This window comes from Ferrovibrio sp. (genome assembly GCF_041906005.1).
Lineage (GTDB): Bacteria > Pseudomonadota > Alphaproteobacteria > Ferrovibrionales > Ferrovibrionaceae > Ferrovibrio.
Genome location: NZ_JAYRJY010000001.1, coordinates 1,472,605 through 1,498,165 on the forward strand (window position 1 = coordinate 1,472,605; position 25,561 = coordinate 1,498,165).

A 25,561-nucleotide genomic window follows, 5' to 3' on the forward strand; every position below is an offset into this window, starting at 1 on the left:
ACTAGCACGAATGCCGCGCGCACCACCGTATGGATTGCCTCATCCCGCCACTTCGAACGGCCCGTGCTTCACCTTGACGCCCGGTTCGGGCGGCAGCAGGCGGATCGGGCCGGCGCGGGTGTCGCTTGCCGTCAGGGTCTCGACGATGATGGTGCATTCCACCGCCGTCGCGCCGTCGGCCAGAGGCAGCACCAGGCGTTCGGCGGTGATCACGTTATCGGGCTCGCCGGGTTCCAGCGGCGGCAGGGTATAGACGCTTTTGCAATAGACCGGCTTGCGGCGCTGGATCACCTCGGCCAGAAGGTCGCGCATGTAATGGGTGTAGACCGGATCGGCAAGTTCGGTGAAGGCACGGGCATCCAGGCCCTCGGGCAGGGTGCGGAACCAGCGCGCGATCTCGTGACCGCAGAGGCGGAAACGGCCGAGATCGAAATTGCCGCGGTTCACCTCGGCGATGATCATATGCGGCAGGATGATGCGCGGAATCGTCGCCGCATCGATCAGGCGGAAATCGGGGATGTTGACCGGATGCGGCAGCGCGCGCCAGTAATCGCGCGCCGCCTGCAGCACCGGATTGGCAGCCAGCAGCATGGGGCCTCGGCGGACGGGGGTCTGTCTTGCCCGAAGCTATGCCCGCTTTGCCGCCCCGGCGGGAGGTTGAGAATCGGATATGTGGTTAGGCCACAGCCTTAAATTGTTCAAAACGAAGCGCCAAACGATCCCGATCAGGCAAATCTGCGTCACGCGATGGCTTGTTAATATACCCTCCATGCAGATCCTTGAGCGCTTCGAGCATAGGCCCATCTTCCAACATCAATAATTTCTCAGAAACATGAATTTTAAAGTCAGGGTCAATCCCGATTAGATGTGCATCGAAGGCTGCATGGTGGATTTTCGACAGCGGTATGCCGTTTGTAACCACGGGCTGCCCAAGTTTCTCATGTGCATCTGGAACAATATGGGCCGCATCCAAAAGAATTGGTTCCGGCAATCGAGAGAGCGCACAACGTCCTTTATATGCATCAATAACTGCCGCACGGAATGATGCTTGATGTAGTCGTTGCTTAACCGACCGCAGAGCATATCGCCGCTCCGATGCAGTATGTGGCAGAGCAAGGCTCGTTTGATTTACATCCCCAAAGGCAATTCTAGCCGTATGCGTCTTTGCATCCCACCCAACGATGAAGGCGGGAACGATCGCGTGATAGAATCCTGGAGCAAATCCAAGGAAATAAATAATTGGAATCTGAGCATCCATTGCCTCTCGTAGCCAACGATTGTCTGCAGCTTCCGGATCAGTCCCCATAAAAGCGTATTCCACAACCTCGTCGCTCTGATAAATTTTCCGCTGCACACTGCGCTGGTCGTCGTACCAGACCTTCCTGCCAGGACGAGGAAATACCGTTCTAATGGAAAGCAGATATTTCATTTGTTTTGGCTTAAAGATGCCACGTTGAGGGTTTACGAGAGGAATGCGCTGACCTTCATATTCCAACCCCGCAGCAATATGTTCATTGGTAATTTGCCCATGGATTTGGGTAAGCAATTGCACATGCTCGAAGACTTTAAGCCGCAATGCAAAGTCCGGATCATTAGTTGGAACAGAGAGCAATCTCTGCGGATCAACTAAACCCCATCCTATGCTTGCTTCTTCAAAGCCTTTGTTATTAGCCACAGCTTGCCAATTTGTTTTGCGTCCCAACGATCATCGTAATGTCCGCCATCGATATTTGTATGGCAACCTTGAATTTTGTGCTGGCAGCCTCAGTTCAATATAGCCGCTCTTGCCCATCGTGAATCCGCCGTGTTTCTTCCGCCTGGCGCAGACGTGGACCAGACAGGACGGGCCAGTTCACGCCGCCCGCTTTGGCAACGATTGGCCGGTTCTGGCGATCATTGGCGATAGTTGTCGATAATTGTCGAGAATTGGCGAGGTCTGGCCGGCGCCCGGCCGCCAGCCGCCCCGGCCTGGATGCGCGTTGGCCCGGATCGATCAAGGCAGATCAGCCACTTAAGCCGGCACGCCCCACCAGCCAGGCCGCAACCGCGCCTGAAACGCCGCCTTATTCGCTGGCAAGGATGGTGTTGCGCAGGATCGGGTAGATCTGGTTGTTCCAGCGTTTGCCGCTGAACACGCCGTAATGGCCCACGCCGGCCTGCATGTGGTGGCGCTTCCGATAGGGCCGCAGGCCCGTGCACAGGTCATGTGCCGCCATGGTCTGGCCGATGGCGCAGATGTCGTCGCGCTCGCCCTCCACGGTGAGGAGCGAGGTGCGCTTGATCAGGCCGGGATTGACGGGCTTGCCGCGATAGGTGAGTTCGCCTTTTGCCAGGCGATGCTCCTGGAACACCCATTGCACGGTCTCGAGATAGAATTCCGCCGTCAGGTCGAGCACGGCGAAATACTCGTCGTAGAAATCCTTGGTCTTGGCGGCCTGCTCGAAATCGCCCTGCCACAGATGCTGGAACAGCTCGACATGCGCCTTCACATGGCGGTCCATGTTCATGCTCATGAAGGCCGTGAGCTGCACGAAACCGGGATAGACCCGGCGGCCAACGCCGGGCAGCCCGGGCGGCACCACCGAGATCAGCCTGCTCTCGAACCAGTCGATGGGATTCTCCATCGCCAGGTCGTTCACCTTGGTCGGGTTGATGCGGGTGTCGATCGGCCCGGCCATCAGCGTCATCGAGCGCGGCTGCGCCTTGTGGCCCTGCTCGGCCATCACCGAAACGGCGGTCAGCGCCTGCACGCAGGGCTGGCACACCGCCACGATATGGCCGCCGGGGCCGATCACGGTCAGGAATTCGATCAGGTGGTCGACATAATCCTCGAAGCCGAAGCGGCCGGCGCTCAAGGGGATGTCGCGCGCATTGTGCCAGTCGGTAATAAAGACGTCGTGGTCGGGCAGCAGCGTCGCCACCGTGTCGCGCAGCAATGTGGCGAAATGGCCCGACAGCGGCGCCACGACAAGAACGCGCGGCTGTTCGGTGGCGATGTCCTTTTTGAAATGCAGCAGGGTGCCGAACGGCGTGACATGCGCGGGTTCTTCGGTCACCGCCACGTCGCGGTTGCCCACGGTCACATTGGTGATGCCATAGGGCGGGCGGCCGTGGCTGAGGCCGGCGCGGGCCAGCATCTCGGTGGCGGCGGCCATGCCGCGCAGCAGCGGGTTTTGCCCGGCCGCATGGTGCAGGCCCGGCAAAACCTGTTCGGCCATGCGGCGCAGGGGCGCCATCAGGTCGGCCTGGGTCTGGTAGGCCAGGTAAAGCATCGCGCTGGGGTCAGCCTTGGTCATGCAGTCCGATCGGCCGGGTGTCGGCCCGGCACGAAATTCCGGCGCTCCCCCCATGGCAGGCCGGTTGCAAAAAAAGCTAATGCAGTTTTTGCTGCAATGCGAGATATATGTATGCACCGCACAGGCTGGACTTTCGGCGAAGCCCGTGCCAGCCGCCGCCGGGGGGAACGGGAATGTCCAGGGCCACACTCACCATCAGCAGCAAGAATTACTCCTCCTGGTCGCTGCGCGGCTGGCTGCTCTGCCGCATGGCCGGGCTGGATTTCGAGGAAAAGCTGCTGTCCAGCGACGACCCCTCCACCCGGGCCGAACTTTTGCTGCTCTCGCCCAGCTTCCTGGTGCCCAGGCTGACCCATGGTCAGATCTCGGTGTGGGACACGCTGGCGATCGCCGAATACCTGCACGAGATCGCGCCCCAGGCCGGGCTGATGCCCACCGACCAAGTGCAGCGCGCCCATTGCCGCGCCATTGCCGGCGAGATGCATTCGGGTTTCTACAATCTGCGCTCGGCCTTGCCGATGAACCTGAAGGCGCATTATCCCGGCTTCAAGATCTGGGCCGGCGCCCAGGCCGATATCGATCGCGTGATCACCATCTGGCGCGACTGCTTCACCGCCTATGGCGGGCCGTGGCTGTTCGGCGCCAAACCCTGCCTGGCCGACGCGATGTATGCGCCGGTCTGCACCCGCTTCCTCACCTACGACGTGAAGCTGGATCCGGAATGCCGCGCCTATTGCCAGACCGTCATGGCCTGGCCGGTGATGCGCGACTGGGTGGAGGCGGCCAAGGCCGAGCCGGAGGAACTCGACGAGCTCGACGTCGAGTTCTGAATAAGTCTGCCGGTGGCGGCTATGCGGCGCCGCCGCCATGGCGCGACACGAAACTGCGCAGCCGATGCAGCGCCGGCGCCGCGATCGGATCGCGCCCGTTCAGCATCAGCACCAGGGCAGGCCGGCTGATCTCCAGCCTGCCGGCCAGGTCGTCGATGCTGATCTGCGCGACCCGGCAGGCATCGCTCACCACGCTCAGGCCGTTATTGTCGAGATAGAAATTGCCGTCTTCCTCGCGCACATGCAGGCTGCCCTTGGGCAGCGACGGCGCGACATGGCCCGATGCGTGACCGGCAGCAGGACTGGCCGCGCGGACACTTGCCGGGCGCGGAGCCGCACGCGGCGTCGTCATTTGCGGCGCTGCCGGCGCGGCCGCGCTGAAATCATCCAGCGCCAGCGCGGTTGGCCTGGTGAAATCGTCCAGGCCAAGGCTGTGACTGACCTGTTCCTTCAACATGTCGCTCAAACTCTGCAGCCGCGCCGGATCAAGCGGCACGAGGTCGAAGCGCGCGGCATTCTCGCCATGGAAGGCGCGGATTTCATCCAGCCTGTGCAGCCGGCGAGCCAGCACCGGCTTGCTGCCCAACGGCCAGGGCTTGCCGCTATCGGCCATGCGCGCAAGAAAGGCCCGCGTAGCCTCGATTTCCAGCTGCAGGACACCCCAGCGCACCTGCGCAAGGTTTTTCGCCTGGGCTTCCTGCTTTTCCGGTTCGAAATCGCCCAAGCGCGATTCAACCAGATCGATGAAGACCTGAAACTGGTCCAGCTTTTCCAGCAGGGTCCGGAAGTCGCCGAAGCGATCCGACATGCCGGCACTGGAAAAGGCCTTCGCGATTTCCTGTGCCTGGCGTTCGACCTGCGCGACCAGCGCCAGGGCAGCGGCGCGGGTATCGGTTTTCTTCTGGCTGGTCTGCACGACGGGCTCCGGATCGGCGATGAATGTCCGGAGCTGAAATTAGACATGCCGGCAGGCATGCGGTGGTTATTTTCCGCTTAGGGTTGCCAAACGATAACCTGCCGCCTCAGGCCGCGATGCCGCCGTTCTGGGTGATGAAACTGCGCAGCATATCGAGCGGGCCACGGCTGATCGGGTCATTGCCATTCAGCATCAGCACCAGGGATGCCCGGCTGACGCCCATTTTGGTGGCCAGCTGGTCCATGCTCATGTTCGCCGCGCGACAGGCTTCGGTAACGGCCACGATCCCGTCGCGTTCAACATAAAAACGGCCCGCCATCTCGCGCACGCGCAGGCGCGGCGGCGAGGAAAGCCGTGCAACCGGTGGCGCCGGCGGCCGTGGCCCCTGGCGGCGTGGGGCCGGGCGGGGGCGCAGGCGCTGAGGCGCCGGTTCGGCCGCGACCTGGCTTTCGAAGCTGAAATCCTCCAGCCCGGGCGCGCGTTCGATCTGCGCCTTCAGCAAGTCTTCCACTGCATGCAGCATGGCGCTGCCCAGCGGAGCCAGGCCGTATTGCTGGCCGTGGTGGTCGTAATATTCCAGGAATTCATCCAGCCGGTGCAGCCGGCGCTGCAGGAATTCGCGACTGCCCAGCGGCCAGGGTTTGCCGTTTTCGCCGATCCGCACCAGGAAAACCTGGGTGCTGTCCACCTCGACCACGATGATCCGCCAGCGGATTTCAGCCAGATGCCTGGCCAGCGCCTCACGCTTGGCTGGCTCGAATTGCGGCAGGCGCTCCTCGACCAGATCGACGAAAACATGGAAATGATCGACCTTGTCGATAAACCGCTTGAAATCGCCAAACCGGTCGGAGAAGGCATCGCCATCGCGGTAGGCATCGGTGATATCGAGACCCTGGCGTTCCACCTGGGCCAGCAGGCGCAAGGCTTCCCGCCGAACCTTGCCGTTTTCCGCCGTCTGACCGAGCACGCGACCCCTGGGTGTTTAGCCTAGCCTATGCAGACAACACTAACGGGATCGGTTGTATTTATCAATTTTCAATTCTATTATAAATTTTCAATAAACTCAATGTCTTGGCTGCTTGCAGGGCGTGAAGTGCGCCAAATCCCGGCTCAGGCAGACCTGCACCTCGCGGATTACCCCGTCCTGGGCCAAGGCGCGCAGGCTTTGCACCGTCAGGCCCTTGGCCGCGTTGGCCTCGACCAGGGTGGCGGCGTAATCCTTGGCGGATTGGCGCGGCGCCGGATCGGGGAGGACCAGGCCCTCGCGTAGCCTGACGATGGTGGCGAAATAGGCCGCCGGATCGGTGAAATCACTGCAGCTTCCATGTTTGGTCCACTGGCACTGCATCAGCCGTGCCTCGGGCATGGTGCACATGGTCCGGCGCAGCACCTCGGCCGGCACAGGCTGTACCGTGGCACAATATTGCGGCCAGGACCCGCCATCGCGCTTCTCGCGGTATTCTGGCCACAGGCCATGCACGACCCAGCCGAACCGGTTGTCACGACACTGCACCGGGCTGTTTTGCCCGGCCCTGGTGGCGCAAAAAGCCGGCGACCAGCTCAGGCTGAGGATGTAATGGTCGAAATCGCGGGGCCGCCCGCGTGGCAATTCGCGCGACTGGTCGGGCCGCGAGCAGGCCTGCACCTCGATCTGTGCCGGGATGCGGCATTGCTGGGGCTGGGACTGCGCTGTCTGCGCACCAGCCGGCATGGCGCCCGACACGGCAACGGGCAGCAGCAGAAGCAGCAGGATGGCGAGCTTGCGATGGAGCATCATGGCGGTCTAAAGATCGACGACCCGTCCCCTTTTGCCAAGCCCCATGAAGCCCCAGCAAGCCACCGAATTCTTCACCCGCCTGGCCAAACAGAACCCCGAGCCGAAGACGGAGCTGAATTACGTCAACGCCTATACCCTGCTGGTGGCCGTAGTGCTGTCGGCCCAGGCCACCGATGCCGGCGTGAACAAGGCCACGAAGGCCCTGTTCGAGAAAGTCACGACGCCGGCGCAGATGCTGAAGCTGGGCGAGGCCGGCCTGAAGCAGCACATCAAGACCATCGGCCTGTTCAATGCCAAGGCCAAGAACGTGATCGCCCTGTCAAAAATCCTGGTCGAACAGCATGACAGCCAGGTGCCGCGCGACCGCGACGCGCTGCAGGCCCTGCCTGGCGTTGGCCGCAAGACGGCGAATGTGGTGCTGAACGTGCTGTGGGGCGAGCCGACGATTGCGGTGGATACGCATATCTTCCGTGTTGCCAACCGCACGGGCCTGGCCAAGGGCAAGACGCCGCTGGCCGTCGAGCTGGCGCTGGAAAAGGCCGTGCCGAAGCCGTTCGTGCAGCATGCCCATCACTGGCTGATCCTGCATGGCCGCTATATCTGCAAGGCGCGCAAGCCCGATTGCTGGCGCTGCATCGTGGCCGACCTCTGCGCCTTCAAGCCGAAAACGAAAAAGGACGATTAAGCCGGCCCACTAGCCCAGCGAGGCGATCGCGGCCTGCAGGTCGCGCTTGTATTGCAGGAAGTCGACGAAGATGCCGTGCTCGCCGCGATCCTGCGTGCCCTGCATGCAGCCTTCGACGACGCGGCGACGGAAGGCCTCGGCAGCCGCCGGATTCCTCTCGCGCGCCTTTAGATAGGCCGCGATCAGATCAGTCTGAAGCGCACGGCCGGCCCAGCCGACGCCGGCGCCCTCCAGCAGGCCAGCCACGAACAGGCCGTTATCCTGCGGCGGGAATATGTTGAGGAACAGCCTGGGTGCCTGGTTCGCCGCCTGCCAGTTCAGCGTCGAAAGATCGGCGAGGAACGGGAAGGTGATGCGGTAGCCCGTGGCCAGCAGCACGAGGTCGACCTTGTCTTCGCGTCCATCGGCGAAAACCACGGTGTCGCCGCGGAATTCACGGATCGGCTTGCGCAGGTCCACGTCACCCTGACCCAGATGCTGCAGCACCAGCGAGTTGACGATCGGCGTGCGATCATAGAGGCGATGTTTCGGTCGGGGCAGACCGAAACGTTCCGGCGGACCAACCAGCAGCCGCAGCAAAGGCTCGTGCAGCATGGCGCGCAGGCCCTTGGGCAGGATGAAACGCTTTGGCTTGTGGTTGCCCTCGTCGGCCGGCTTGCCGGCGAGGAATTTCGGCACGAAATGATTGCCGCCACGCACGCTCCACAACACGCGGGCGGCGCGGTGAATGGCATCCACCACGATGTCGCAGCCGGTATTGCCCATGCCGACCACCAGCACGGTCTTGCCCTCGAAGATATCCGCCGTCTTGTAATCCTTGGCATGCATCAGCCTGCCGCTGAAGGAGCCCGGAATCTGCGGCAGCAGCGGATCGGTCAGATGGCCGTTGGCGATCACCACGCCGGCATAGTCCTTCACGCTTCCGTCGCTGAAGGTCGCGCGCCATCCATCGCCCTGCCGCACCAGGTTCTGCAATGAGGTGTTGAAGCGGATCAGCGGATACAGCCCGAAATGCGTCGCGTAATCGCGCAGGTATTCCAGCACCTGGGCATGACCGGGATAGGCCGGCCAGTCTTCGGGCATCGGGAAATCGGCAAAGGCCGTGGTGCGCTTGGATGAGATCAGATGCGTGGAAGCATAGACCGCGCTGGATTCCGCGCCGTAAAGCCACTGCCCGCCGATATCGGCATGCCGTTCCACGGCCTCCACCGGCAGGCCCGCCTGTTTGAAGCTGTTCAGGGCCGCCAGCCCGGCCGGGCCGGCACCGATCACCAGATAGGTCATGCCTGGTTTGCCTTCCTGTATCGCTCGAACACCGCATCCGCATCCAGCTCTGGCGCATAGCCGAAGCCGCTTTTCAGTTTTGTGTTATCCAGAACCGGGCGGTACTGGATGAATTTGACATGCTGCGGCCCAAGCTTCGTCAGGCCCAGCCGGTTGAGCAGCCATAAAGCGCCTTTCAGCAATGCCGGCGGGATCGCCAGATAGGGCTTGCCGAGTTTGCCGGCGATCTGCGCCAGGCTGAGCGTGCCATCACCGGCCAGATTGAACACACCGGCCGGACCGCCGCGGGCCGCGCGGATCAGCGCCGCCACCACGTCACTGTCGGCCACCAGAGAAAACGGCGTCGTCGTGCCGGTGAGGCCAAGCACCAGCGGCCGACGAAACATCGCGGTGATCTGGTTGGCCGTGCCGGGCCCCAGCACGGTGCAGGGCCGGAACACGGTCTGTTTCAGTCCGGGATGCTCTGTGCGCCACGCGGCGAGCATTTCCTCGACCAGCCTCTTGTGCCGCGCATAGGCGAAATCCTCGTTGCCGCGCAGGGCATCGCTTTCTCGCAGCGGCACCGGATTGTCGGCATGATAACCGTACGCCGCCCCGCTGGAGGTGACCACCAGATGCGCCACACCGGCAGCAAGACAGGCGCGCAGCACAGTCTCGGTGCCCTTCACGTCGATCTCGAAATCGCGCTGCTCGTCGCCCCCGGCCGCCACCACGGAGGCCAGATGCACCACGCAGCGCGGCCGATACCGCTGCATGTGTTCGGCCAGCGCCGGATCGCGGATATCGCCAGCGACATAGGTCACGCCCGGCAACCGTTCAGGCGACGGCACATCGCGCAGATCGAAAGCGATCACCGGCTGCGCCGCTGTATCAGCGGCCAGTGCCGCCACCAGACTGCGGCCGATAAAGCCGGCCGCGCCCGTCACCATAACGCCCGCATTGTTCATGCCGATTGCTCGCGCCGGCGGCGGGCATCACCGCGTTTCCATAGCGTCGCCAGCGTCCAGCCCGAGACGATATGCCAGATGCCCCAGCCGGCGGCGATCAGCGCCGCGCCGCCCAGTGCATCGAACTGATTGAGGATCAGCGCCAGGCCAAGGCCGGAATTCTGCATGCCGATTTCTATGGTGACGGCGCGGCTGTCGGCGGCATTCATGCGGATCGCCTTTGCCGCCAGCCAGCCGAGCAACAACGCCGCCGCGTTATGCAGCACCACCAGCGGCATGATGTCGGACAGGAACGTGAGCAGGTAGCGCCCGTTCGATGCCGTCGTGGCCAGGATGAACAGGATCAGGAACAGGAAGGACATGATCTGGAAAGGGCGGCGCAGCCGCGCCGCGAGACGCGGCGCCCAATGGGCCAGCGCCATGCCCAGCGCCATGGGCAGGCCGAGAATCAGCACGGTTTGCGCCAGAAAGGGCCCGGCCTCGATATCCACCTGCCGCAGCAGGGCTGCGGTGGCCGGATTGAGCGAGGCCCAGAGCAGGATGTTGAGCGGCGTGGCAATGATCGCCACCACACTGGACAGGCCGGTCATGCAGACCGACAGCGCCGTGTTGCCGCGCCCCATATGAGTGATCAGATTCGACAGGTTGCCGCCCGGACAGGCACCCACGATGATCATGCCCAGGGCCACGCTGGGCTGCGGCTGGATCACCATGGTCATGGCCCAGGTCAGCGCCGGCAGCAGCAGGGTCTGCGCCACCAGGCCGGTCAGCGGCGCCAGCGGTTTGCGCAACACGGCGATGAAATCGCTCAGACGCAGGTCCAGCGCGACCCCGAACATGATCAGGGCCAAAACAAGTCCCAGAATGGCCTGACCCGTCGAATCGATCTGGATCAGCACCGCGTCAATGGACGCGTCTGTCATGGTTTCCTCCCTCGCCGGCCACTTTGGGTTTCTGTCGGGTTGTCGCGACCGGTTTGCTGCGGCATTCTGGCGCAGTCCAGACGGCAGGGCGATGGCCGGATGCGCCAGCGCATTGTCACCGGACGCCAAAATCGGGAGGAAACCGGGCTGCATGACCCAGGCCGGCACCATCTTGCATCGTATCCCGCGCAGCGTGGCCGCCGGCTATGTGCGCACCCTGCTGGATGCGCTGCGCGACCGGACCGCCCGTCCTGTTGCCGCCGATCAGGTGCTGCGCGAGGCCGGACTGTCCCCCGCCCTGCTCGACAACCCGGAGGGCCGCCTGCCCCATGATGCCGTTTCGGCAATCTGGCAGGCCGCATTGCGCCTCACCGGCGATGCCAATCTTGGCCTGCATGTGGGCGAGCAGGTGCGACCCGGCTCGTTCGATGCTCTGGGCCACCTGCTGATGAGCTGCGAAACCCTGCGCGAGGCGGCAGCGCAAGCCGATCGTTTCGCGCCGCTGGTGGGCGGCGGCGGACGGTTTGCGGCACGGCCGGAAGGCGCGGATATTCGTCTGCTCTACATGCCATTCGATCCGGATTGGCCCTGCCGGCGCCATCGCGTCGAAGCCGTGCTGACCGCGACGCTCACCTTCACCCGCTGGCTGTGCGGCCGCACCATCGCGCCGCAGAGCGTGCGCTTCCGCCATGCCGCGCCCGATGGCATCGCCGAATATCGCCGGGTCTTCGCCGCGCCGGTTGAATTCGACGCCGAGGACGATTCCCTGCTGCTGGCGGCCGATACACTGGCCTTGCCGGTGCGGCAGGCGAGTCCGGCCCTGAAAGGCATGCTGGCCGATTACGCCGGCCGCGCGCTGGCCCGGCTGGGCGATGCGACCGACGACGACCTGCGCATGCGGCTGGCCGATTGCATCCGCGGCCTGCTGGCCGACGGCGATCCACCCAGCATCGATGCGGCCGCCGCCGCACTGGGCATGACAGCGCGTACATTGCAGCGGCGGCTGACGCAGCGCGGCACCGGATTTCAGGCCGAAGTCGCGGCCCTGCGCTGTGCCATGGCAAAAGACCTGCTGCGCGATCCCAGCCGCAGCATGGCTGCGGTGGCCGCGCGGCTGGGTTTTGCCGATGTGGCCAATTTCCATCGCGCCTTCAAGACCTGGACCGGCGCCACGCCGGCGCAATGGCGGCGCGGGGCATGACATTGCCGGCAAAGCTGCGGGTGATGTTCGACAGCAACGCCTATGACGAGATCCTGCGCCATAATGACGTGGACCGCATCCGCGCGTTGATCGAGGCGGAAGAACTGGTCGTCGTCACGACGCATGTTCAGGAAGACGAACTGCGCCAGATCGCCGATGCGGAGAAACGCATAGCCTTGCTGGGCGTCTATCACCGCGTCGGCGGCAGCAGGATTGCACCTGGCGATGTGATCACGGGTGACATAACCTATCTGTCGCGGGATGATCTACTGGCCGGCGTTGCGAAAGCCTGCTGCGCTGCCCTGGTGACGCATGACCGCGCGCTCGCCGAATGCAGCACCGGCGCAGCCCTTACTTATGACGCGTTTCGGCAACAGGTCGGATTGAGTTAGGACATCGGCCGGGGCTGCGCCATCGGCGGCTGGGTTTTCAGCAGGGCCGCCAGACAATCGGAATCGTCGACCGTCTGGCCGCGCACGCGGCTCAGCACCTGGGCATGGGCCACACGCAGGCGCGGGCCCGCATCGGGATAGAAAAACAGCAGCAGGGTGCAGCGCGGATTTTCGGCCTGATACTGCCAGACTTCGCCCGGCGGTTCGCGGCGCAAGGTGGTGGGCGCGCCGAACAGCGCGCGGGCCTCGGCCTCGGTCTTGCGGACCACATCGGCGCTGAGCGGCCGGCGCGGTGCTTCATCGGGACGCGAGGGCGCGGGCACCAGGGCCAGGTCGAGCGGTTCCTCGCCGGTGCCGGCACTGCCCGACGGCCGCGCGCCGCAGGCAGACAGCGCAACCAGCATCAGCCCCAGAAACAGAAGGCGCGGGGCAAAAGCCCCGCGCGATACGCGATACGAAAGCACGGTTCTGTATGCGATGCTTATTCGGCCGCCGCCGAGGTGCTGCGGCCGCCGGCAGCCACGGTCTGCACCGTGCCGGAAATCTCGCCGCCGCATTCGATCTCAAGCTGGCCATAGGCGATCTCGCCCGAGACCTTGCCGCTGCCGCGGATCAGCAGGCGGCCACGCACGCTGAGACGGCCTTCGAAGCGGCCACGGATCTCGGCCTCTTCCACTTCGGCCGAACCCTTGAACTGTCCGGTTTCGGTGATCTCGACAAAGCGGCTGTCGGTGAGCTGGGCCTCGACGCGGCCCTCGACGATCACCTTGTCGCAGGCGGTGATCTGGCCGTTCAGGCTGATTTCACGGCCGATCAGCAGCACCTTGGGCTCGGCGCCTTCGCTGCGCGGCGAAGCGGGCGCGGCAGTGGCCTGCACCACGCTCTTGGGCGCCAGATCGACACCCGGGCGCTTGGCAATTTCGGGGCGGAAGGTCGGGGTGGTGGGCGTATCGGTCATGGCGGCTCCGGCGGTAACGGTGGCGGGGGCAGTGGGAAGCACGGGTTTGCCGACGGCCCGCAGATGGCTGGGCATGGGCGGCAGATCGTCATCGGCCTTGGCAACGCTTGAAACCGCGGCCGGTTCGGCCGGCTTCACCTCGGCAGGCTTGCTTTCGGCAGGCGGCGCCGGCGGCAGGGTGGCGGCAGTATCGGCACTCGGCTTCTTGCGACCAAACATAGACGGTTCTCCTCTGATCCCCCAAGGTGATTCAGCCGGCAACCGACCTATTGCCGGGGTAACGGTCAGCCCGTCGCCCGCAACCGCTTGTAGACGTGAACCATGAATGCGGTAGCTACAATCGGGACAAGGAAATTTACGACCGGAATGGTTAACAGAAGCACAATAAGCACGCCGCACAGCCATACATCGCCGCGCCGGCGCCGGCGCAGCCGATCGGCCTCCGGTCGCGGCAGGTAGCGCCAGGCCACCGCCTCGAAATACTCCCGGCCGACCAGATACCCGTTCACCGCCAGCGACAGGATGTAAAACAGCGGCGGGAAGAACAGCAGGATGCCATAGACCGGCAGCAGGACGATATTGACCACAAGAACGATGCCGAGGAAGCGCAGCGAGCCCCAGAGCGCCGGCCAGAAAGCCAGCGGCTGGCCCCGCGAATCCTGCGGGTAATGCTTCTGTTCCACGGCGTCGGCGATATCGTCGATGAACAGGCCGAGCGCCGCCGTCATCACGGCGGGGAACAGCAGCATCATGCCGACGAAAAAGCCCAGGCCCGACAGGAAACCGACCACCCAGTCGAGCCAGGTCTGTTCGGTTTCCGGCAGCAGCAGCAGGCCGAACCACAATCCCACGGCCAGCAGGCCGAACACGATCATGCTGATCAGCAGCGACTTCACCAGCACCCGGCGGAAAGCCGGGTCGGGCAACTGGCCGATGGCGAGGCTCAGACTGCGACCGATCATCACGTCTCCCCGATCATGGCTGGCCGGCGATGGGATCGACCGGCACCCGGCCGCTCAGGCCCAGATCGGCCTCCAGCACGGCGCAGAAAGCCAGCAATTCCGCTTCGCCGCGCGGACGCGCCACGATCTGCAGGCCGACCGGCAGGCCCGACTTGGTGAAGCCGCAGGGGATCGAAATTGCCGGCGTGCCGGTAAGCGTGACGGCAAAGGTGAGCACCAGCCAGGAGATGTAGGTGTCGAACTTGCGGCCCGCCACCTCTTCCAGATACCGCTTGCGATGATCGAAAGGCGGCGAGACGCAGGTGGGCAACACAAGGAAATCATGGCGTTCGAAAAAGGCGGCGACGCGGTTATAGATCTCGCCCTGCACGCGGCGTGCATCGGCCTGCTCGACGCCGCCGAGTTTCAGTCCCTTCTCCGCGTTCCAGATCACTTCCGGTTTCACCAGATCGGTCTTGCCCTGGATTTTGGGCCAAACTGAGGCAGCGAAATTGGCCGCGCGCAGAACCTGGAAACACTCTTCCGCGCCGCTGAAATCCGGCGTGTCGGTGCCGACGCTCGCACCCAGCTTTTCCAGCCGCCGCACGGCTGCCTGGCAGATCGCCAGCACTTCCGGATCCACCGGCGAAAGGCCGAGATCGGGTGTCCAGCCCACACGACAACCGCCGGCGAACCGCGATGGCAGCCGGCCGAAGCTGACGGCATGGTCCACGCTGTCGACGAAACTGCGGTCCGGCGCCGGCAGGCTGAGCGGATCGCGCGTATCCAGGCCGACCTGGGCATCCAGCATCAGCGCGCAATCACCGACATTGCGCCCCATCGGGCCCAGCACCGAGAGCGTGTCGAACGGCAGGGCACGCGGGCCCCACGCCACGCGCCCGGGGGACGGACGCAGGCCGACCACGCCGGTAAAGGAAGCCGGAATGCGCAAGGAACCGCCCAGGTCGGAGCCATCGGCCAGCCAGACCTCGCCGGCGGCCAGGGCCGCCGCCGACCCGCCCGATGACCCGGCCGGCGTCATCGCCGTATTCCAGGGATTGGTGGTGGTGCCGAACACGTCGTTGAAGGTTTGCGCCCCGGCACCGAATTCCGGCGTATTGGCCTTGGCGATCACCAGCGCGCCGTTGCCTTCCAGCCGCTCGACCGAATAATCGGAGCGATGGGCAATGCGGTCGGCGAAGGCGCGGCTGCCCTGGGTGCAGCGCACGCCGGCCACATCCACCAGATCCTTGATCGCCACCGGCAGTCCATACAGGTAGCCCGGCGGCGGATCGTCGGGGCGTTCCAGCTTTTCGGCCATGGCGCGGGCGCGGTCGAGGCACAGGATGGGCAGGGCGTTGACCTTGGGCTCCACCTCGGCGATGCGCGCCTCGGCGGCATCGATCAGTTCGCCCGGGCTGACATCGCGGGCCTTCAGGGCCGCCACAGCCTGGCGGGCAGTCATTTTTATCAACGCGTCCATATTTGCCTTCCTTGCCTCGATTGGCTACAGAGTAACGGTAAATACCGCCAGCAGGAAAGCTTCGATGACCAAGGCCCAGAATAACGTGCTCGCCATCGGCAACGCCATCGTCGACGTGCTGGCACGCGTGGACAACGACTTCCTCGACGAACATGGCATGCCCAAGGGCGGCATGACCCTGATCGACGGCGGCCGGGCCGAGGCGCTTTATGCCGCCATGGGTGAAACCGTGGAGTGCTCGGGCGGTTCGGCGGCCAATACGGCGGCTGGCGTCGCCGCCCTGGGCGGCAAGGTGCAGTTCATCGGCCGGGTGCGCAACGATACGCTGGGTAACGTCTTCGCCCGCGACATCCGCGGCCTGGGCGTGCATTACGACACCGCACCGGCCACCGAAGGCCCGTCCACCGCCCGCTGCCTGATCCTGGTGACGCCCGATGCCCAGCGCACCATGAACACCTATCTGGGTGCCTCGATCGACCTGACGCCCGACGATATCGAGGCCGCTGCCGTGGCGAAGGCCGAAATCACCTATCTGGAAGGCTACCTGTGGGACCAGCCGATGGCCAAGGACGGCATGCGCAAGGCGATCCGCCTGGCCCATGATGCCGGTCGCAAGGTGGCCATGTCGCTGTCCGACAGTTTCTGCGTCGACCGCCACCGCGCCGAATTCCGCCATCTGGTCGAGCATCACGTCGACATCCTGTTCGCCAACGAGGCCGAGATCACCGCGCTGTACGAGACGCAGGATTTCGACGGCGCGCTGCAGCATGTGCGCGGCCATGTCGACGTCGCCGCTCTCACCCGCTCGGAAAAGGGCTCGGTGATCATCTCGGGCGAGGAACTGCACATCATCGACGCCGTGCGCGGCGTGAATGTGGTGGACACCACCGGTGCCGGCGACCTTTACGCCGCCGGCTTCCTATACGGCTTCACCCATGGCTTCGACCTGCACGCCGCCGGCCGGCTCGGCTCGCTCTGCGCCGCCGAGGTGATCAGCCATATCGGCCCACGGCCGCAGAAGCCGCTGAAGCCCTTCGTGGCCGAAGCGCAGAAAGCCTGAGCTGAAAAGCCGGATCGGCCGTCAGAACGGCCGATCGACGAAGGCGTTGAGAACGTGCCGGTCGTCGAGGCGGATCGAAACACCGTGACCCGACACCACGGCGTGCCCCATTGACGGCAGCGGCGCACGCGAGCGGGCGACCGCGACACGCATCACCTCGTCGTGGCGCGCCATCACGTTGAGATCGCGGCAGGGACCGTTCACCAGCCGGCATTGCGCGGCCAGGCCGCCATCGAACTGATGCGGCTCAAACGGCTTCGTCACCTCCAGCGTCGAACCGTCGCTGAAATCAAGGATGAAGCCGTTGCCCTCGACCAGGGTGATCCAGCGCGTGATGCCGGGAAAAGCCGAGAATGGCCCATCGCGCTCGATCTTCGCCATGCTGACGCGCCAGCGAAAATCCTCCAGCGAGGCATTGGGCGGATCGATGGCGATCTCGGTGGTGAGACCACCGCCATTCTTCCAGGGTTGCGCCGGCAAGCTGGCAATGTGGATCAACCGATTTTGGTTAGCGCCCATTTGAATACCAGAGGGGTTTCGCCGGCCGAGCCGGTCATCACAATCTGTTGCGTGCGTCGCGGCGCATCGGCACCGCCATTGTCGGTATGGCCGAAATAGACACTGTCTTCCAGGCGCACCACGCCGCCGGCACCGCGCCAACGCCAGCCCTGGCCGCTGGCGCTTTTCAGGATCACCGTGTCGCCGCTGCCGATCAGGGAGGCATGCACGCCGGGATGCAGATGCAGCCGCAGCACCGCTTCGACCGGCATGCCGGCAGAGTCGGTAATGGTTTCCTCGCCGCGCAGATCCTCGCCACCAGCCGCCAGGAACAGGCGCCGGCGATACAGGCGGTTGTGGCTGCGCCGCCAGCCGTCATGCTCGAGGTCGAACAGGATAGCGCCATCCTGTTCGTTGCGCGTCACAGACACCTGCGCATCCAGCGCCGGTTCGCCCTGCCCCAGGGTGATCGTGCTGTGCGCCGCGCTGCCGCTCAAGGCTTCGGCCCAGCCGCCGCCGATGCGTCGCGACGCCCCGCAATTGACGATCAGGCGATCCTTGCCGTGGCTGAATTCAAACGACAGCAGGCCACGATGGGGGGGCGGCGCATCCGGCTGGACCGGCGGCGCCGCACCGGCATCGATCAGCAGCAGGCCACGCCGCGCCACGGCACGTTCATAACCGCTGAGCGTCGCCGAATTGAGTGGCTTGCCCTTGGCCTCGGAGAGATCGAGCAACTGTTCGATCTGGGCCGGCACTTCCTCCTGCCCACCATGGAACAGCGCGAGTCCGCCATCACCGTGACGGAAGAAACGCAGCATCGGCGCCATGCGATCCAGAAAAACCTGCAGCATGGCGGCGCGTTCCGGATCGAGCGCCAGAAGGAAACGCCATAGCGCGACAATCTCGCGCAGCAGGCGATAAAGCTGCGAAGGATTGCGGCTGACATGGCCGCCATCGGCGAGGATTTGCGTTTCCAGCGCGGCGCACAGCGCCTGCATCGCAGCCTGCTCGGGTTGGCCCAGCGCTTCCAGGCCATAAACCAGTCCTATCATGGCGGCAAAGCGCGGCAGGCCGGGTGGCGTGCGTTTCGCCGCGTGGTTCAGATGCGCCGTGTGCCGCGCGATGGCGAGCAGGAAATCATGGGCGAATTTTTCATCGGCGCCATCGAGCAGGAAATGCGCCGCGCCGATCCAGTGCGACAGCCGGCGCCCCGCCACGTCAGCGCGCCAGGGCAGGCCCTGGATCTGCTGCGCGTGCCTTTCAAGCCAGGAGGTGAGCAGCGCACGGGCCATGCGGCGCGCCATGTCGCCGCCCTGGGTGGCGAAATCCCGCAGCCAGCGGAAGCCATGCAGTTCGGCGGCCCAGGCAGCATGGCTGGGAGCGTCGAGTTTCAGCTCGGCCGCCGTCATGCTCCATGGTGCGGAGCGTGGCGAAACCACCTCGACGCCGGCAAAGACGAAACGGCCCTGAAACAGCCGGTCGGCATTGGCCACCGCACCGGGCCAGGCTTCATCCGGCAGGACCGGGAGTTCGAGCGGCGCCTGGCGCGGCAGGGTCAGGGCATACAGACGCGTGGCATACCAAGCGGTGCTGGCACGCCGCAGCAGTTTCTGTCCGAAGGTATCCCGCAGACTGGCCGCAGCCACGTCAGCTCACGCCGCGCGCTTGGCGCGCACCCGCGCGATGTTATCGGCATAGGCCGACGGGCCGCCCTGGAAGGTGGCGGTGCCGGCCACCAGAACATCAGCACCGGCATTGACAGCCAGCTGCGCCGTTTCGACGTTGATGCCGCCATCCACTTCCAGGTCGATCGCACGGCCGGATTTGTCGATGGCCGTGCGCAGGATGCGGATCTTCTCGAGTTGGCTGGAAATGAATTTCTGTCCGCCGAAACCCGGGTTCACGCTCATCACCAGCACGAGGTCGACCATGTCGAGCACCGCCAGCGCGGTTTCCACCGGCGTGCCGGGATTGAGCGACAGGCCGGCCTTTTTGCCCAGGCTGCGGATCAGCTGCAGCGTGCGATGCACATGCGGGCCGGCTTCGGGGTGCACGGTGATGATGTCGGCGCCGGCCTCGGCGAATTGCGGCACGAAGGCATCCACCGGCGAGATCATCAGGTGCACGTCGAAGGGCTTTTTGGTGTGCTTGCGCAAGGCGGCGACCACGCTTGGCCCGATGGTGAGATTGGGTACGAAATGACCGTCCATCACGTCGATATGCACATAATCGGCGCCGGCCTTGTCGATGGCGGCGACCTCGGCGCCCAACTGGGCGAAATCGGCGGACAGGATCGAGGGGGCGATTCGGGTCGATTGCTGCGGCATGGCCGGAGGATTAGCAGGTTCCGGCCCATCCGCCAAGCAAGCGGGCCGCCCCGATTCGGCCATTATTCGCGGTTTCGCGCGATATTTCGCTCACTTTCCGGTTAACAGCGCATAGGTCAGGCTGGCTTGGGCGAAAGGCTCCTCGCGCTCGGTGCTGCGAAAGTTCGCTTCGCCGAAAGCCAGGCTCTTGCCCAGCCGGATCACGCGCGTCTCGCACAGCACATCCATGTCGGCCACCGAACGGAAAAAGCTGGTGGTCTGGGTCACGGTCGCCATGTTGACGAAACGCTTCACGGCACTGGTGACGGCAAACACCATCGCCGTGTCGGCCACCGCCATGATGGCCTGGCCGCAGAGGATGCCGCCGACGCGGGCCAGTTTCGGATTGTTGGGCAGACGCAGCACCACGCGGCCAGGTGCAAGACTTTCGAAACGCAGATGCAGGTCGCGGATCCAGGGTGGGAAATTTTCGGCCAGGATGGCCTGGGCATCGGCAATGGAGAGTTCGGTCATGGCGCCTCCCGGTCAGTGGCTCGACTATACCCCAGACGGGGTCTAGAACAGCGGCCATGTCTGACCAGACCGCCCCCGCCACACCGGCTCCGATCAATCCCCGCCGCGTCGCCGCCAGCCTGCTGGATGGCGTGCTGGGCAAGGGCCGCGCGCTGGACGACCAGCTGGCCGATCCCAAAACCGGTTTCCGCGACCTGGCCGACCGCGACCGTGCCTTCGTGCGCCGGCTGGTGGCCACGGCATTGCGCCGGCGCGGCCAGATCGACGGCGTCCTGCGCAAATTCCTCACCCTGTGGCCCAAGGGCCTGCCGCGCGAAGCGCTGCGGCTGGGCGCCGCCGAATTGCTGTTCCTCGATGCGCCACCTCATGCCGCGGTGGATTCCGCCGTCGACCTGATGCACCCGGACCAGAAAAAGCCGCGCGGGCTGATCAATGCCGTGCTGCGCAAAGTGGCCACCGAAGGCATGGCTATCGTGGCCGAACAGGATGCCGCCCTGACAAACACGCCCGACTGGCTGTGGCAGAGCTGGGACCATGCCTATGGCCCCGATGTCGCACGTGACATCGCGTTGGCGCACCTGCAGGAAGCGCCGCTGGATATCTCGGTAAAGAGCGATGCTTCCGTCTGGGCAGAGACACTGCAAGCTGAATTACTGCCGAATGGCAGCCTGCGTCGCATGGCCGGCGGCGCGATCGAGAGCCTGCCTGGTTTCGAAGATGGAGCCTGGTGGATTCAGGATGCGGCCGCCACGCTGCCGGCGCTGCTGCTGGGCGATGTGAAAGACTTGCGCGTGGCCGATCTGTGCGCCGCGCCGGGCGGCAAGACCGCGCAACTGGCCGCCATGGGGGCACAGGTGATGGCGGTGGATCGCTCGGATCCGCGGTTGAAGCGGCTTAAGGCCAATTTGAAACGCCTGCACCTGAAAGCCGAGGTGAGAACCGCCGAGATCGAGTCCTGGCAACCCCCGCAACTTTTCGATGCCGTGCTGCTGGACGCGCCCTGTTCGGCCACCGGCACGATCCGCCGCCATCCCGACCTGCCGTATCTGAAAGACGAAACCGACGTGATGAAACTGGCCGCATTGCAGCAGCGCCTGATCAAGGCGGCCTGGGCGATGCTGAAGCCGGGCGGAAAGATGGTCTACTGCGTGTGTTCGCTGCAGCCCGAGGAAGGCGAGCGGCAGATGCCGGTTCTGCGCGCCCTGCCCGGCGCCCGTATTGTGCCGGCCGATGCGGCGAAGCTGGGCCTGCCGGAGGAAGCGGTCACATCTGACGGCGCCCTGCGCACCCTGCCCTGCCACTGGGCGGAGCGCGGCGGCATGGATGGCTTCTTCGCCGTCTGCCTCGAGAAGACCGTCTAGCGCATCACGCGCCTTAACGCATGACGCTGGGCAGCCAGGTGCTGATCGCCGGCACCAGCGAGATCAATGCCAGCACGCCGAGCTGCAGCGCCAGCATCGGATACAGTTCGCGATTGAGTTCGGAGAGCGAAACCTTCGCCACCATCGCGGTGACGAACAGCAGGCCGCCCACCGGCGGGGTGATCATGCCGAGCGTCAGATTGACGATCACCACGATGGCGAAATGGGTGGGATCGATGCCCAGGGCATAGGCCATCGGCGCCAGGATCGGCACCAGCACCATCACGCCGGGCAGCGGCTCGATGAAGATGCCGAACAACAGCAGCAGGATGTTCACCGCCAGCAGGAAAGCCAGCGGGTCAAGCCCCTGGGCGCCGATCCACAGCGCCAGCATCTGCGGCACCTTGAGGATCGTCAGCACCCAGGCGAAGGCCGAACACATCGCCACGATCAGCAGCACCGATGCCGTGAGGAAGGCCGAGCGCGCCAGGATGCCGGGCAGCATCGCCAGCGTGAGCGTGCGGTAGACGAACATGCCGCAGACCAGCGCGTAGAACACGGCGATCACTGAAGCCTCGGTGGGCGTGAACACCCCGCCATGGATGCCGACCACGATGATCACCGGCAGCACCAGCGCCGGCAGGGCCCGCCAGGTGGTGGTGACGATGGTGCGCAGGTCGGGCAGGGTGCCGTCGCTCTTGAAATTGCGGCGGCGGCTGGCCCAGAAATTATAGAGCAGCAGCGAGCCCGAGATCAGCAGGCCGGGAATAATGCCGGCGATGAACAGGCTGACCACCGAGACATTCTGGTCCTGCAACGCATAGATGATCATGATGATCGAGGGTGGGATGATCGGCCCGACCACCGAGGTGGTGGCCGTCAGCGCCGCCGCATAGGCGGCTGGATAACCGGACTTGCGCATCATGCGGATCAGGATGGCACCGGGGCCGGCCGCATCGGCCAGCGCCGAGCCGCTGATGCCCGAGAAGAAGGTCAGCGTCAGGATGTTGGTATAACCCAGGCCGCCGCGCCGGTGGCCGACGAACATGGCGGCGAAGCGCAGCAACACCTCGGCCAGCGCGCCGCCGGTCATCAGTTCGGCGGCGAGCAGGAAGAACGGCAGGGCCATCAGCGGAAAACTGTCGACCCCGGTGAGCAGCTTCTGCGCCAGGCTGATCGGCAGCAGGCCATTGGCCAGCATGGCGGCCAGCGACGACATGCCGATGGCAAAAGCCACCGGCACGCCGAGTGCCAGCAGCAGGACAAGACAGCCAAACAGGATCGCGGTGATCATATCGACGCCGCCTGATCCGGATCGAGATCGGCCGAAACCTCGAATTCCCTGTCGGTCACATAACCGCGCGCCACCGCCAGCAGGTGCCACAGGTTCAGCGCGAAGCCGACCGGAATGGCGGCGGCGATCCAGCTGAAGGAAATATCCGTCACCGGCGTCGACTGCACGGATGTGCGATCGACAAAATCGACGCCGATCCACACCATCGCCGCGCTGAAGCACGCCATCAGCAGCACGATCAGCAGCCGCAGCAGCTTCGCCCGCGGTTCGCCCAGACCGGCCTGCAGCGTGTCGATCGCCATATGACCACCCAGCCGCAGCACCGGGCCGATGCCAAGGTAGGCCAGCCATATCATCAGGTAGCGCGCCACCTCCTCGGCCCAGACGATGGAATCGCCGGTGGTGTAGCGCAGCATCACATTGGCGAACACGATCACCGACATCGCGGCAAGGGCCACGATCAGCAGCAGGCGGTTGAGGCCAAGAATGGCGCGATCGATCTGACGCAGCATGGGAAGGCTTCCGGAAAACGGAGCGGGACGGCTTTTGCTGCCGTCCCGCCCATACCCTGTGTGAGATTCAGATCACTTGAAATTGCGGATCTGGTCGATCTTGTCCTTGCCGAAACGCTTGGCGTATTCGGCGAAGGCCGGTTCCAGCGCGGTCTGGAACTTGGCGGTATCCACCTTCTCCACCACCTTCATGCCCATCGCCTGCACATCGGACACCGCCTTGGACTCGACCTGGTCGATCCAGGCGCGCATATCCTTGGCGCCGGCCTTGGCCGCGGCCTGCACTGCGGTCTTGTCGGCATCCGACAGCTTGTCGTAGGTGCGCTTGGACATGATGATCAGCGCCGGCGAATAGACATGCCGGGTCAGGGTGAGGAATTTCTGCACTTCGGGCAGCTTGGCGCTGACGATCACCGACATCGGGTTTTCCTGCCCGTCGATGGTGCCCTGCTGCAGGCCCTGGATCACTTCCGGCCAGGCCATCGGCGTCGGGCTGGCACCCAGGGTGCGGAAGGCGATCATGTGCACCTGGTTTTCCATGGTGCGGATCTTCAGGCCCTTGAGGTCGGCCGGGGTGTCGACCGGATGCTTGCTGTTGGTGAGATGGCGGAAGCCCTGCTCGCCCCAGGCCAGCGCGACCAGACCCTTGGCGGGGAATTTCGCCAGCAGCTCCTGACCGGGTGCGCCATCCAGCACGGCGCGGGCATGGGCGGCATCGCGGAACAGGAAGGGGATGTCCATGATGGCGACTTCCGGCACGAAGTTGCCGACCGGACCGCTGGAGGTGACCACCATTTCCAGGTTGCCGAGCTGCAGGCTCTCGATCATCTCGCGTTCGCCGCCCAGCGCGCTGGAGGGGAACTGCTCGATCTTGAACTTGCCCGGCGCCAGCTTGGCCAGATTTTCGTCGAAGGACTTGGCCGCCACGCCGTAATGCGAGTTCGGCGCCAGGGCATAGCCGAATTTCAGGGTGGTCTGGGCGGCAACAGGGCCGGCAAGGCCAACCGCCATCACGGCGGCGGCCAGCAGATATGAAATGCGCATGATCGGTCTCCGGGTTTCCTCTGGCGGCGGTTCATCGCCCGTCGCCTTGTTATAGGCCGCCGAGGTTGCCGGTCCTTCCGCACACTGTCAATTGCCAGATTGCGCTGGCCGGCTTGCGGCCCGGACGATCAGTCGAGCAGCGACTTCATCACGGCATAAAGCCCGGATTTCGCCTCGAAACCAACACCGGGAATCTGCGGCAAGCCGACATGGCCATCCTCGACGGCGATGCCGTCGGCAAAGCCGCCGAAGGGCTTGAACACGTCGGGGTAGCTTTCGTTGCCGCCCAGATGCAGGCCGGCGGCGATGTTCAGCGACATCTGGTGGCCGCCATGGGGCACGACCCGCCGCGTCGACCAGCCATGGTCCTTCAACATGTCGAGCGTGCGCAGGTATTCCACCAGGCCATACGACAAGGCGCAGTCGAATTGCAGCCAGTCGCGGTCGGGCCGCATGCCGCCGAAGCGGATCAGGTTGCGCGCATCCTGCATCGAGAACAGGTTCTCGCCGGTGGCCATCGGCTTGTCGTAATGCCTGCCAAGTTCGGCCTGCAGGGCGTAATCGAGTGGATCACCAACCTCTTCATACCAGAACAGGTCGTAGGGCAGCAGCGCTTTGCCGTATTCGATTGCCGTCTTCAGATCGAAACGGCCGTTGACGTCGACGCAGAGATTGCGCCCATCGCCCACGATCTTGATCACCGCCTCGATGCGGCGCAGGTCTTCGGCGAGTGACGCACCGCCGATCTTCATCTTCACGACGCGATAGCCGCGGTCGCGATAGCTTTTCATCTCGTCCTGCAGGGCGGTCAGGTCCTTGCCGGGATAGTAATAGCCGCCGGCGGCATAGACCCAGACGTGGTCGTCGGCCACGCCCTTGCGGTAGCGGTCGGCAAGCAGGCGCCAGAGCGGCACGCCGGCAATCTTGGCCACGGCATCCCACACCGCCATGTCGAGCGTGCCCACTGCCACCGAGCGTTCGCCATGGCCGCCCGGCTTCTCGTTGGTCATCAGGGTTTTCCAGATGGCAAACGGATCGAGGTTGTTGTTGGCGGTATCGATCAGCGTATCGGGATCGGCCTCCATCAGGCGCGGCAGGAAACGTTCGCGCATCAGGGCGCCCTGGCCGTAGCGGCCATTGGAATTGAAACCGAAGCCCACCACCGGTTTGCCGTCGCGGACGACATCGGTGATCACGGCGACCACCGAGCAGGTCATCTTGGAGAAATCGATATAGGCGTTGGCGATCGGCGAGGCGATAGAAACGGTTTTCTCGCGGACTTCGACGATGCGCATGCGGCGCTCCTGATCTGACGG

27 protein-coding genes are annotated in these 25,561 nt (G+C 64.6%); 6 read left to right on the plus strand and 21 right to left on the minus strand.

All coding sequences use genetic code 11. The features are described from left to right. Positions 1 to 39: 39 nt before the first annotated feature. The 3 genes from ACE3OO_RS07040 to ACE3OO_RS07050 form a co-directional block, all read right to left on the minus strand. Positions 40 to 591 (minus strand): hypothetical protein, encoded by a 552-nt coding sequence (locus ACE3OO_RS07040; RefSeq protein ID WP_374301201.1) that lies wholly within the window; start codon positions 589 to 591, stop codon positions 40 to 42. 85 nt (positions 592 to 676) lie between these two features. Next, entirely contained in the window at positions 677 to 1,702 is a 1,026-nt protein-coding gene (locus ACE3OO_RS07045; RefSeq protein WP_374301203.1) for an HNH endonuclease, read from the minus strand. Between the two features lie 361 nt (positions 1,703 to 2,063). Further along, on the minus strand, positions 2,064 to 3,296 hold the full coding sequence (locus ACE3OO_RS07050) for a polyhydroxyalkanoate depolymerase (RefSeq protein ID WP_374301206.1): 1,233 nt from the start codon (positions 3,294 to 3,296) through the stop codon (positions 2,064 to 2,066). 173 nt (positions 3,297 to 3,469) lie between these two features. On the opposite strand from ACE3OO_RS07050, the gene ACE3OO_RS07055 reads away from it, so the two are divergent. Next, positions 3,470 to 4,126 carry a glutathione S-transferase family protein gene (locus tag ACE3OO_RS07055; protein ID WP_374301208.1) on the plus strand — a complete coding sequence of 219 codons (657 nt, stop codon included), beginning with the start codon at positions 3,470 to 3,472 and terminating at the stop codon, positions 4,124 to 4,126. Between the two features lie 19 nt (positions 4,127 to 4,145). Here ACE3OO_RS07055 and ACE3OO_RS07060 read toward each other — a convergent pair whose 3' ends face one another. The 3 genes from ACE3OO_RS07060 to ACE3OO_RS07070 all read right to left on the minus strand — a co-directional run bounded on the left by ACE3OO_RS07060 (position 4,146) and on the right by ACE3OO_RS07070 (position 6,819). Continuing rightward, positions 4,146 to 5,042: a hypothetical protein gene (locus tag ACE3OO_RS07060; protein WP_374301210.1), complete on the minus strand. Its 897-nt coding sequence runs from the start codon at positions 5,040 to 5,042 to the stop codon at positions 4,146 to 4,148. Positions 5,043 to 5,148: 106 nt separating this feature from the next. Beyond that, on the minus strand, positions 5,149 to 6,009 hold the full coding sequence (locus ACE3OO_RS07065; protein WP_374301212.1) for a hypothetical protein: 861 nt from the start codon (positions 6,007 to 6,009) through the stop codon (positions 5,149 to 5,151). A gap of 96 nt (positions 6,010 to 6,105) precedes the next feature. Beyond that, entirely contained in the window at positions 6,106 to 6,819 is a 714-nt protein-coding gene (locus ACE3OO_RS07070) for a hypothetical protein (protein ID WP_374301214.1), read from the minus strand. Between the two features lie 43 nt (positions 6,820 to 6,862). On the opposite strand from ACE3OO_RS07070, the gene nth reads away from it, so the two are divergent. Next, positions 6,863 to 7,504, plus strand: coding sequence for an endonuclease III (nth, locus tag ACE3OO_RS07075; RefSeq protein ID WP_374301216.1), 642 nt, complete (start codon positions 6,863 to 6,865; stop codon positions 7,502 to 7,504). A gap of 9 nt (positions 7,505 to 7,513) precedes the next feature. Here nth and ACE3OO_RS07080 read toward each other — a convergent pair whose 3' ends face one another. The 3 genes from ACE3OO_RS07080 to ACE3OO_RS07090 are packed head-to-tail and all read right to left on the minus strand — an operon-like array spanning position 7,514 to position 10,658. Further along, complete coding sequence (locus ACE3OO_RS07080) at positions 7,514 to 8,788, minus strand: flavin-containing monooxygenase (protein WP_374301218.1); 1,275 nt, start codon at positions 8,786 to 8,788, stop codon at positions 7,514 to 7,516. Continuing rightward, positions 8,785 to 9,735, minus strand: coding sequence for an SDR family oxidoreductase (locus ACE3OO_RS07085; RefSeq protein WP_374301220.1), 951 nt, complete (start codon positions 9,733 to 9,735; stop codon positions 8,785 to 8,787). Before ACE3OO_RS07085 ends, ACE3OO_RS07080 begins: the two co-directional genes overlap by 4 nt. After that, complete coding sequence (locus ACE3OO_RS07090; RefSeq protein ID WP_374301222.1) at positions 9,732 to 10,658, minus strand: bile acid:sodium symporter family protein; 927 nt, start codon at positions 10,656 to 10,658, stop codon at positions 9,732 to 9,734. Before ACE3OO_RS07090 ends, ACE3OO_RS07085 begins: the two co-directional genes overlap by 4 nt. A gap of 151 nt (positions 10,659 to 10,809) precedes the next feature. On the opposite strand from ACE3OO_RS07090, the gene ACE3OO_RS07095 reads away from it, so the two are divergent. After that, on the plus strand, positions 10,810 to 11,859 hold the full coding sequence (locus ACE3OO_RS07095) for an AraC family transcriptional regulator (RefSeq protein WP_374301224.1): 1,050 nt from the start codon (positions 10,810 to 10,812) through the stop codon (positions 11,857 to 11,859). Then, on the plus strand, positions 11,856 to 12,251 hold the full coding sequence (locus tag ACE3OO_RS07100; RefSeq protein WP_374301226.1) for a hypothetical protein: 396 nt from the start codon (positions 11,856 to 11,858) through the stop codon (positions 12,249 to 12,251). Before ACE3OO_RS07095 ends, ACE3OO_RS07100 begins: the two co-directional genes overlap by 4 nt. Here the strand turns inward: ACE3OO_RS07100 and ACE3OO_RS07105 are convergent. The 4 genes from ACE3OO_RS07105 to ACE3OO_RS07120 all read right to left on the minus strand — a co-directional run bounded on the left by ACE3OO_RS07105 (position 12,248) and on the right by ACE3OO_RS07120 (position 15,615). After that, a complete protein-coding gene (locus tag ACE3OO_RS07105; protein ID WP_374301228.1) occupies positions 12,248 to 12,715 on the minus strand; it encodes a hypothetical protein in 468 nt (155 codons plus the stop codon). The genes ACE3OO_RS07100 and ACE3OO_RS07105 overlap by 4 nt on opposite strands. 17 nt (positions 12,716 to 12,732) lie before the next feature. Further along, on the minus strand, positions 12,733 to 13,428 hold the full coding sequence (locus tag ACE3OO_RS07110; protein WP_374301230.1) for a polymer-forming cytoskeletal protein: 696 nt from the start codon (positions 13,426 to 13,428) through the stop codon (positions 12,733 to 12,735). Between the two features lie 65 nt (positions 13,429 to 13,493). Then, positions 13,494 to 14,171, minus strand: a complete 678-nt coding sequence (locus ACE3OO_RS07115) for an EI24 domain-containing protein (RefSeq protein ID WP_374301232.1) — start codon at positions 14,169 to 14,171, stop codon at positions 13,494 to 13,496. Positions 14,172 to 14,184: 13 nt separating this feature from the next. Further along, positions 14,185 to 15,615 carry an amidase gene (locus tag ACE3OO_RS07120; RefSeq protein WP_374301234.1) on the minus strand — a complete coding sequence of 477 codons (1,431 nt, stop codon included), beginning with the start codon at positions 15,613 to 15,615 and terminating at the stop codon, positions 14,185 to 14,187. An 82-nt stretch (positions 15,616 to 15,697) separates the two neighbouring features. Between ACE3OO_RS07120 and ACE3OO_RS07125 the strand changes: the two genes are divergently transcribed. Next, the gene (locus tag ACE3OO_RS07125; protein WP_374301236.1) at positions 15,698 to 16,693 is read left to right on the plus strand and encodes an adenosine kinase; all 996 of its coding nucleotides are present in this window, start codon (positions 15,698 to 15,700) and stop codon (positions 16,691 to 16,693) included. Between the two features lie 21 nt (positions 16,694 to 16,714). Here the strand turns inward: ACE3OO_RS07125 and ACE3OO_RS07130 are convergent, their stop codons facing one another. The 4 genes from ACE3OO_RS07130 to ACE3OO_RS07145 form a co-directional block, all read right to left on the minus strand. Continuing rightward, entirely contained in the window at positions 16,715 to 17,191 is a 477-nt protein-coding gene (locus ACE3OO_RS07130; RefSeq protein ID WP_374301238.1) for a HutD family protein, read from the minus strand. Next, positions 17,188 to 18,840 carry a heparinase II/III family protein gene (locus ACE3OO_RS07135; RefSeq protein WP_374301240.1) on the minus strand — a complete coding sequence of 551 codons (1,653 nt, stop codon included), beginning with the start codon at positions 18,838 to 18,840 and terminating at the stop codon, positions 17,188 to 17,190. The genes ACE3OO_RS07130 and ACE3OO_RS07135 overlap by 4 nt, the downstream gene beginning before the upstream one ends. A gap of 6 nt (positions 18,841 to 18,846) precedes the next feature. Next, positions 18,847 to 19,521: a ribulose-phosphate 3-epimerase gene (gene rpe / locus ACE3OO_RS07140; RefSeq protein ID WP_374301242.1), complete on the minus strand. Its 675-nt coding sequence runs from the start codon at positions 19,519 to 19,521 to the stop codon at positions 18,847 to 18,849. A 90-nt stretch (positions 19,522 to 19,611) separates the two neighbouring features. Then, positions 19,612 to 20,034, minus strand: a complete 423-nt coding sequence (locus ACE3OO_RS07145; protein ID WP_374301244.1) for a PaaI family thioesterase — start codon at positions 20,032 to 20,034, stop codon at positions 19,612 to 19,614. A 56-nt stretch (positions 20,035 to 20,090) separates the two neighbouring features. Between ACE3OO_RS07145 and ACE3OO_RS07150 the strand changes: the two genes are divergently transcribed. After that, complete coding sequence (locus ACE3OO_RS07150) at positions 20,091 to 21,395, plus strand: RsmB/NOP family class I SAM-dependent RNA methyltransferase (protein WP_374301246.1); 1,305 nt, start codon at positions 20,091 to 20,093, stop codon at positions 21,393 to 21,395. Positions 21,396 to 21,408: 13 nt separating this feature from the next. Here the strand turns inward: ACE3OO_RS07150 and ACE3OO_RS07155 are convergent, their stop codons facing one another. The 4 genes from ACE3OO_RS07155 to ACE3OO_RS07170 form a co-directional block, all read right to left on the minus strand. Next, positions 21,409 to 22,689 (minus strand): TRAP transporter large permease, encoded by a 1,281-nt coding sequence (locus ACE3OO_RS07155; protein ID WP_374301247.1) that lies wholly within the window; start codon positions 22,687 to 22,689, stop codon positions 21,409 to 21,411. After that, entirely contained in the window at positions 22,686 to 23,201 is a 516-nt protein-coding gene (locus tag ACE3OO_RS07160; RefSeq protein WP_374301250.1) for a TRAP transporter small permease, read from the minus strand. Before ACE3OO_RS07160 ends, ACE3OO_RS07155 begins: the two co-directional genes overlap by 4 nt. 72 nt (positions 23,202 to 23,273) lie before the next feature. Further along, complete coding sequence (locus ACE3OO_RS07165) at positions 23,274 to 24,245, minus strand: TRAP transporter substrate-binding protein (RefSeq protein WP_374301252.1); 972 nt, start codon at positions 24,243 to 24,245, stop codon at positions 23,274 to 23,276. Positions 24,246 to 24,373: 128 nt separating this feature from the next. Beyond that, positions 24,374 to 25,540, minus strand: coding sequence for a mandelate racemase/muconate lactonizing enzyme family protein (locus tag ACE3OO_RS07170; RefSeq protein WP_374301254.1), 1,167 nt, complete (start codon positions 25,538 to 25,540; stop codon positions 24,374 to 24,376). Positions 25,541 to 25,561 lie beyond the last annotated feature (21 nt).